Genomic DNA, 6,351 nt, shown 5'->3' on the forward strand with positions numbered 1-6,351 from the left:
GGCGCCGAGGCGGTCGTCGACCGCGGCCTCGTCCCGGCCGGCTACACCCGGGGACAGAAGCCGGAGCCGCTGACGCCGACGCCCCCGGGTGCCCAGGTGACCAAGGTCCGGCACTGCGGCGACAGCTATTTCGTCACCACGGCGGACGGTGCCGAGACGGCCCACTGGGAAATGAACGTCCGCCTCAAGCTCGATACCCGCGATACCGGCCCGGCCCCCGGCGCGCCGGCAATCGTCGGCGCCGGCATGATGGGCGACCGCGTCTCCATCGTGTTCGCCAGCCTCCGCGACCTGAATAGACTCGTCGAGGAGGTGTGCTGATGCGCGCTCCTCCCCCGAACCGACCCCGCGAAAGGACACTTCCCATGCTTCGACTGATCGCACTTCTCGGCCTGCTGTTGGTGCCGCTCGGCCATCCCCAGGCCGCCGATCCGGCCAAGACCGCGACGCTGCACAAGAACCCGCAATGCGGCTGCTGCGAGGGCTATGCCGACTACCTGCGGCAGAACGGCTACGCGGTGACCGTCAAGCCGACTCACGACCTCGCCACCATGAGCCGCGAGGCCGGCATGACCGACGACTTCCAGGGCTGCCACCTGACGTTCATCGACGGCTATGTGGTCAGCGGCCATGTCCCCGTCACGACGGTGAACCGGCTGCTGAGCGAGCGCCCCAGAATCAAAGGCGTGACCCTGCCGGGCATGCCGATGGGCTCGCCGGGCATGAACGGGCAGAAGACCGCGCCGTTCACGATCTACGAGATCGGCGACGGCGCGCCGAAGGTCTATGCGGTGGAGTAGCCGACCATGACGCGGCAGCAACGACGCTGGCTGAGTCTGACCGTCGGTGTCGCCGGCGGTCTCGTGCTCGGTGTCGCGGTCGCGGGACTGCTCGATTCCGGGAGCGAGCCGTCCGTCGTGGCGGCCGTGGCGGCAGGCTCCGGTAGCCGGCCCGCCGTAATGTCGCTGCACGAGGAGCCGCGGCCGGTCCCGGAGCTGCGGTTCGAGGTGGGCGACGGCCGTCCACTCGCCCTCTCCGAACTCCGGGGCAAGGTGGTGCTGCTCAACATCTGGGCCACCTGGTGTGGTCCCTGCCGGGCTGAGATGCCGACACTCGACCGGCTGCAGGCCGGCCTCGGCGGGCCGGACTTCGAGGTGGTCGCGCTTTCCATCGACCGGGCCGGGATCGAGGCCGTCGACCGGTTCTACGCCGAGATCGGGGTGAAGCATCTCGGTCGGTACATCGACGTCACCGCCAAGGCAGCACGCGACCTCGGCGCTTATGGTCTGCCGACCACGCTGCTGATCGACCGCGACGGCCGCGAGGTCGCCCGGCATGTCGGGCCGGCGGAATGGGACACGCCGTCGATGACGGCGTTCTTCCGGGGGCAACTCTCCCGGCGGGCCGGCGCAGCGGGGCCCGACACGACGACCACGTCCAACAAGGAAGGGGTGCCTTCATGACCATCTCCACCCGATCGGCAGAGGTGCCGCCGTCCTTTGCGCGCGACCTGCTCGGCCTGGCCCGCCACTATCTGGGTGGCCGCCGTGTCCTGCTCGTCCTCACAGGCCTCGTGTTCGCCGCCGGCCTGGCCCTGAACTGGGGTTGGCTGACGGCGGCGGGTATCGCGCCGATCCTGGTCGGCCTGCTGCCCTGCGCTGCCATGTGCGCGCTCGGCCTCTGCATGAACAAGGCCGGCGGCAAGTCGTGCTCGACGGGTACAAGCGACCGCGACGCCGCGCGTGGCGCCACGCCGACCGGGCCCGTCGATCCGTCGAAGGAAAGGAACGGCACCGATGCGTGACCCGATGAAGATCCTTGCCGCCACAACCCTTCTGGTCGCGGGCTTGGCGATCGCTCCGGCCCTATACGCTCATGAACCCGGCGGCTTCGGCATGATGGACCGGATGAGCGAGATGATGACCGGCGGCAGCGAGATGATGCAGTCGATGCGCCAGGGCGGTTCCGGCGCACCGAACGACCAGTGGCGCCAGGACGCGCCCGACGCCGCACCGTCGTCCAGCCGCTGACACCGCGGTGGAGCCGGCCGCCGGTCGGCCGGCCCCGCTCACCTCACGGGAAGAGACCCATGCGAGCAATGAATTACCTTGCCCTCGCGCTGCCGGCCCTGCTGGCGCTCGGATCGCCGGCCGCAGCCCACCACCCCGGCGACAAGCTCGACGAGGTGATGGTCGGCAAGGAGCAGTTCTTCCAGACCATCGACAGGCCGGCCCCGGCCTTCGCGCTGGTCGATGCCGACGGCAAGCCGGTGGTGCTGTCCGACTTCGCCGACCGGATCGTGGTGATGCACTTCATCTATGCGAGCTGTCCGGACGTCTGCCCGCTGCACGCCGAGAAGATCGCCGAGATCCAGCAAATGGTGAACCAGACCCCTATGAAGGAGCGGGTGCAGTTCATCAGCGTCACCACCGACCCGGCGAACGATACCCCGGAGGTGATGAAGGACTACGGCCCCGCACACGGCATCGACCCGGCAAACTGGGTGTTCCTGACTGCCGGGCCAGATCAGGGCGAGGACACGACGCGCAAGCTGGTCGAGGCCTACGGCCACAAGTTCACGCAGACCGAGGAAGGCCTGCAGGTGCACGGCGTCGTCACCCACGTGATCGACCGCGGCGGTCGCTGGGCGGCGAACTTCCACGGCCTGGAGTTCGATCTGCTGAACCTCGTCCTCTACGTCAACGGGCTCACCAACAACCACGGGAAGCCGGCCGAGCCGACCCTCTGGGAGAGCGTCAAGGCGTGGTTCCGGTAACGGCAACACGAGGACCTGACCGCAACCGTCGACGGCCGCGACGGGTTCGAGAGACACAGCCGGAGGCAGTTGGACGATGTGGGAGATCTCGAACGTCGGCATCCTGACCGCCTTCGCGGCCGGGCTGATCTCGTTCCTGTCACCTTGCGTCCTGCCGTTGGTACCCGGCTACGTCTCCTACCTCGCCGGGCGAACGGTCGCGGAAGGTTCGAACGGTGGCGCCGTTACGCTCAGGCTGCCGGCTGTGGGGCTCAGCGGCTGCTTCGTGCTGGGCTTCTCGACCGTGTTCATCTTGTTCGGCGCCAGTGCGACGGCCCTTGGTCAGCTGCTAATGAGCTATCGCTACGAGCTCAACATCGCCGGCGGCGCGGTCGTGATCCTCTTCGGGCTGTTCCTGATCGGCTTCGTCCGGCCGGCCTGGATGTTGCGGGACTGGCGGTTCGGCGGAACTCTCCCGGCAGGCCATCCGATCTCCGCCTATGTGCTGGGTCTTGCCTTCGCCTTCGGCTGGACCCCGTGTATCGGCCCGATCCTCGGCGCCATCCTGACCATGGGTGCGTCCGCGGCGACCCTGTCCGATGGCGCAGCACTGCTGGCGATCTACTCGCTCGGCCTCGGCGTGCCGTTCCTGCTCGCCGCCGTCTTCACCGACGCGGTCGCCGCGCGGCTGCGGTCGATCGGCCGTGCCGGTCTGGTCCTCCAGGTCGGCGCCGGCGGCCTGATGGTCCTGATGGGGATCGCGATGATAAGCGGCCAGCTCAGCGCCTTCTCCTACTGGCTGCTCGCCACCTTTCCTGCCCTTGCGACGATCGGCTGATCGGCCCCGGGTGTCGGAGAACTTGCAATGAGTTTCTACGAAGACCGTATTTTGCCGCATCTCACCAACCTTGCCATGCGGAACCGGACCCTCGTGCCGTACAGGCAGCGCGTGCTCTCCGTCGCGGAGGGCCGGGTGCTGGAGATCGGCATCGGCTCCGGACTCAACCTGCCGTTCTACGGCCCCGATGCACGCGAGGTGATCGGGCTCGACCCGTCGCCGCGGCTGATCGCCATGGCCGAGCGCGCCGCACAGAACTCGACACTACCGGTACGCTTCATCGAGGGCTCGGCAGAGGCTATCCCGCTGGACGACGGCAGCGTCGACACCGTGCTGACGACTTGGACGCTGTGCAGCATCCCGGGAGCGGTTCAGGCCCTCGCCGAGATGCGGCGTGTGCTCAAGCCCGGCGGGCAGTTGCTGTTCGTCGAGCACGGGCTGGCGCCGGATCCTGGCGTGCGCCGCTGGCAGGACGGACTGACCCCTGCCTGGAAGCGGATCGGCGGCGGCTGCCATCTGAACCGGCCGATCCGCAGCCTGATCGAGGCCGGGGGCTTCGAGATCACGGGGATCGAGACCGGCTATGCCAAGGGGCCGAGGCCGATGACCTTCATGTACGAGGGTCGTGCGCGGCCGGGATAGGCAACGCGGACAAACGCTGAGTTCGGTCCACGCCGACGCGATGCGAGACGACCGCAATAGCACTCTGGCCGGGTCGGTTAGCGCGACCGCGGGCCGACGATACGCCGAAACCGCAACAACGAAAGGAGATCGTCGAAGATGATGGAAGGCATGTGGGGAATGGGCTGGGCAATGGGCCTGTTCTGGCTGCTCGTTCTGATCCTGCTCGTCCTCGGGATCGCAGCCCTCGTGAAGTACCTCACGTCGGGACGCAAGTGACGTCCGGCCGGGCGATCTCGATCATCTCCGGCTTTGCGCCTGGAAAGCAACGATGGCAGTCGCTCGTATGAGCGGACGTCCGGTTGCGCGAGAAAATGGCGCATCCGCGCACCAAGACGCCTCGGACTCACGTTCGGGCGTGTGGCCCCAGCACGATGACAGCCGCGCCGAGCATACAAAGGGTCGCGCCCGTCAGGTCCCAGCGATCGGGCGCCTGCCCTTCCACTGCCCATAGCCACACCAGTGATGCAGCGATGTAGATCGCTCCATACGCTGCATAGGTGCGGCCGGCGAACTCCAGGTCGACCCGGGTCAGTAGAAACGCGAACAGCGCAAGCGACACCATGCCCGGCAGCAGCCACAACGGGCTTCTATCGAGCCGCAACCAAGCCCAGAAGGCGAAGCAGCCGGCGATCTCGGCGAAGGCGGCGGCGATGTAGATCGCCAGCGACGGCAACATAGCGGTCAAGCCGTTCCTCCGGTCGCGAGAAGCCCGGCTTCACAGTCACCGGGAGAACCGCCGTCAGTGTGCGGCGTCATGGCGCGCTGCAGAGCCACAATCGCCGGCGGCGGCGACTGGTGCCTCGAAGGGCTCGAATACGGCGTCCAGGGAACCTGCCGCTGCTTCCGGCGCTTCGATGACCAGCCGGATGGCGCCCGCCTCCCGATGCAGCGTGAAGCTCAGGAAGGCGCAGCACTGCTGCTCGCGGTGGACCATCTCGCTCACCCGGTCGACGGCGTCCGGCGCATAGGTCAGTTCGAGCCGGCGTCCGTCTCGATGCCGCGTGTGCAGGGCATCGCGGTTCAGCGCGGCGATCCAGGCGAGGCGCTGGCGAAAGTCGCCCGAGCTCAACGTGCAGGCGATCGCTGTCGACGGTCCTGCTTCCGCAGTCATCGTTCATCGCTCCTGTTCGATCAGGCTTCACGCTTCGACGTGAAGGCTTTCGGCGGCACGTGGGCGGCGCCGCGGCCCGCTGTCCGGCTGGCGTCGAAGCGCAGCAGCCGCAGGGCGTTCATGGTGACCAGGACTGTGGCCCCGGTATCAGCCAGGATCGCCATCCAGAGCGTCGTCGTGCCGGTCACAGTCGTGACCAGGAAAATGCCCTTGAGGCCGAGAGCCAGCGCGATGTTCTGCCAGATGTTGGTAAGCGTCGCCCGCGACAGGCCGACCATCTCGGCCACTCCCTGCACGCGGTTCTTCAGCAGTGCGGCGTCGGCGGTCTCCAGCGCCACGTCGGTACCCCCGCCCATGGCGATGCCGACCGAGGCCGCGGCCAGGGCCGGCGCGTCGTTGATGCCGTCGCCGACCATGGCGACGCCGCCGTGGCTGCGCAGCTTTGCGATTTCGGCGAGCTTGGCGTCCGGCAGCAGCTCGGCCTTGGCCTCCAGGCCGAGGCCCGCGGCGATCGCTGCAGCGGTGCGGCGGTTGTCGCCGGTCAGCATCACGGTGCGGATTCCGAGGCCGTTCAGCGCGGCGACACCGGCCTGCGCGTCCTCGCGCGGCTGGTCGCGCAGGCCGATCAGCCCGATCACGCGGCGGCCATGGATCACCGTAACCACCGTCTTGCCGTCCGCCTCGAGAGCCCGGCACCGGTCGCCCAGTTCCTCGGGGAGGTCCGCATGCTCCGCTGCGTAGCGCGGCGAACCGACCGACACAAAGCCGCCCTGCAGGCGCGCCCGGACTGCCTTGCCGGGGATCGCGACTGCACCGCCGAACACCTTCGGAAGCTCGATGTTGCGCGCCGCCGCAGCCTCGGCGATGGCGATCCCGATCGGGTGACTGGAATCGCGCTCGACGGCGGCCGCCTTCGCGAGCACCTCGGCCTCGTCGACGCCAACCGGCACGACCTCGGTCACG

Annotated in this window: 11 protein-coding genes; 8 read left to right on the top strand and 3 right to left on the bottom strand. The window is 68.3% G+C overall.

The window, feature by feature from the left end; translation table 11 throughout:
* From RIC31_RS17840 to RIC31_RS17875, 8 genes are all read left to right on the top strand, one after another.
* Window positions 1–321, top strand: a 321-nt coding sequence (locus RIC31_RS17840) for a hypothetical protein (RefSeq protein ID WP_350110786.1), incomplete at its 5' end; no start/stop codon positions are given.
* Between the two features lie 44 nt (window positions 322–365).
* Complete coding sequence (locus tag RIC31_RS17845; protein WP_350110789.1) at window positions 366–800, top strand: DUF411 domain-containing protein; 435 nt, start codon at window positions 366–368, stop codon at window positions 798–800.
* 6 nt (window positions 801–806) lie between these two features.
* The gene (locus tag RIC31_RS17850; protein WP_350110792.1) at window positions 807–1,463 is read left to right on the top strand and encodes a TlpA family protein disulfide reductase; all 657 of its coding nucleotides are present in this window, start codon (window positions 807–809) and stop codon (window positions 1,461–1,463) included.
* Entirely contained in the window at window positions 1,460–1,804 is a 345-nt protein-coding gene (locus tag RIC31_RS17855) for a hypothetical protein (protein WP_350110795.1), read from the top strand. The genes RIC31_RS17850 and RIC31_RS17855 overlap by 4 nt, the downstream gene beginning before the upstream one ends.
* Window positions 1,797–2,030, top strand: a complete 234-nt coding sequence (locus tag RIC31_RS17860; protein ID WP_350110798.1) for a hypothetical protein — start codon at window positions 1,797–1,799, stop codon at window positions 2,028–2,030. Before RIC31_RS17855 ends, RIC31_RS17860 begins: the two co-directional genes overlap by 8 nt.
* Before the next feature lie 68 nt (window positions 2,031–2,098).
* A complete protein-coding gene (locus RIC31_RS17865; protein WP_350110801.1) occupies window positions 2,099–2,776 on the top strand; it encodes an SCO family protein in 678 nt (225 codons plus the stop codon).
* Window positions 2,777–2,852: 76 nt separating this feature from the next.
* Window positions 2,853–3,593 (top strand): cytochrome c biogenesis CcdA family protein, encoded by a 741-nt coding sequence (locus RIC31_RS17870; RefSeq protein WP_350110803.1) that lies wholly within the window; start codon window positions 2,853–2,855, stop codon window positions 3,591–3,593.
* 27 nt (window positions 3,594–3,620) lie between these two features.
* A complete protein-coding gene (locus RIC31_RS17875) occupies window positions 3,621–4,235 on the top strand; it encodes a class I SAM-dependent methyltransferase (RefSeq protein WP_350110806.1) in 615 nt (204 codons plus the stop codon).
* A gap of 385 nt (window positions 4,236–4,620) precedes the next feature.
* On the opposite strand, the gene RIC31_RS17880 is transcribed toward RIC31_RS17875, so the two are convergent.
* From RIC31_RS17880 to RIC31_RS17890, 3 genes are all read right to left on the bottom strand, one after another.
* Window positions 4,621–4,953 carry a YnfA family protein gene (locus RIC31_RS17880; RefSeq protein ID WP_502990135.1) on the bottom strand — a complete coding sequence of 111 codons (333 nt, stop codon included), beginning with the start codon at window positions 4,951–4,953 and terminating at the stop codon, window positions 4,621–4,623.
* Window positions 4,954–5,016: 63 nt separating this feature from the next.
* The gene (locus RIC31_RS17885; RefSeq protein ID WP_350110809.1) at window positions 5,017–5,388 is read right to left on the bottom strand and encodes a hypothetical protein; all 372 of its coding nucleotides are present in this window, start codon (window positions 5,386–5,388) and stop codon (window positions 5,017–5,019) included.
* A 20-nt stretch (window positions 5,389–5,408) separates the two neighbouring features.
* Window positions 5,409–6,351: HAD-IC family P-type ATPase (locus tag RIC31_RS17890; RefSeq protein WP_350110811.1), on the bottom strand; the 943-nt coding region annotated here is incomplete at its 5' end.

Origin of the sequence: Thalassobaculum sp. (assembly GCF_040219615.1) — a bacterium.
Classification (GTDB): domain Bacteria; phylum Pseudomonadota; class Alphaproteobacteria; order Thalassobaculales; family Thalassobaculaceae; genus Thalassobaculum_A.

What these genes read in the sequence shown, in the direction of transcription:
- RIC31_RS17885 (WP_350110809.1), bottom strand. Translation starts at nt 5,388, where the DNA reads ATGACTGCGGAAGCAGGACCGTCGACAGCGATCGCCTGCACGTTGAGC.
- RIC31_RS17860 (WP_350110798.1), top strand. Translation starts at nt 1,797, where the DNA reads ATGCGTGACCCGATGAAGATCCTTGCCGCCACAACCCTTCTGGTCGCG.
- RIC31_RS17850 (WP_350110792.1), top strand. Translation starts at nt 807, where the DNA reads ATGACGCGGCAGCAACGACGCTGGCTGAGTCTGACCGTCGGTGTCGCC.
- RIC31_RS17865 (WP_350110801.1), top strand. Translation starts at nt 2,099, where the DNA reads ATGAATTACCTTGCCCTCGCGCTGCCGGCCCTGCTGGCGCTCGGATCG.
- RIC31_RS17875 (WP_350110806.1), top strand. Translation starts at nt 3,621, where the DNA reads ATGAGTTTCTACGAAGACCGTATTTTGCCGCATCTCACCAACCTTGCC.
- RIC31_RS17880 (WP_502990135.1), bottom strand. Translation starts at nt 4,953, where the DNA reads ATGTTGCCGTCGCTGGCGATCTACATCGCCGCCGCCTTCGCCGAGATC.
- RIC31_RS17845 (WP_350110789.1), top strand. Translation starts at nt 366, where the DNA reads ATGCTTCGACTGATCGCACTTCTCGGCCTGCTGTTGGTGCCGCTCGGC.
- RIC31_RS17855 (WP_350110795.1), top strand. Translation starts at nt 1,460, where the DNA reads ATGACCATCTCCACCCGATCGGCAGAGGTGCCGCCGTCCTTTGCGCGC.
- RIC31_RS17870 (WP_350110803.1), top strand. Translation starts at nt 2,853, where the DNA reads ATGTGGGAGATCTCGAACGTCGGCATCCTGACCGCCTTCGCGGCCGGG.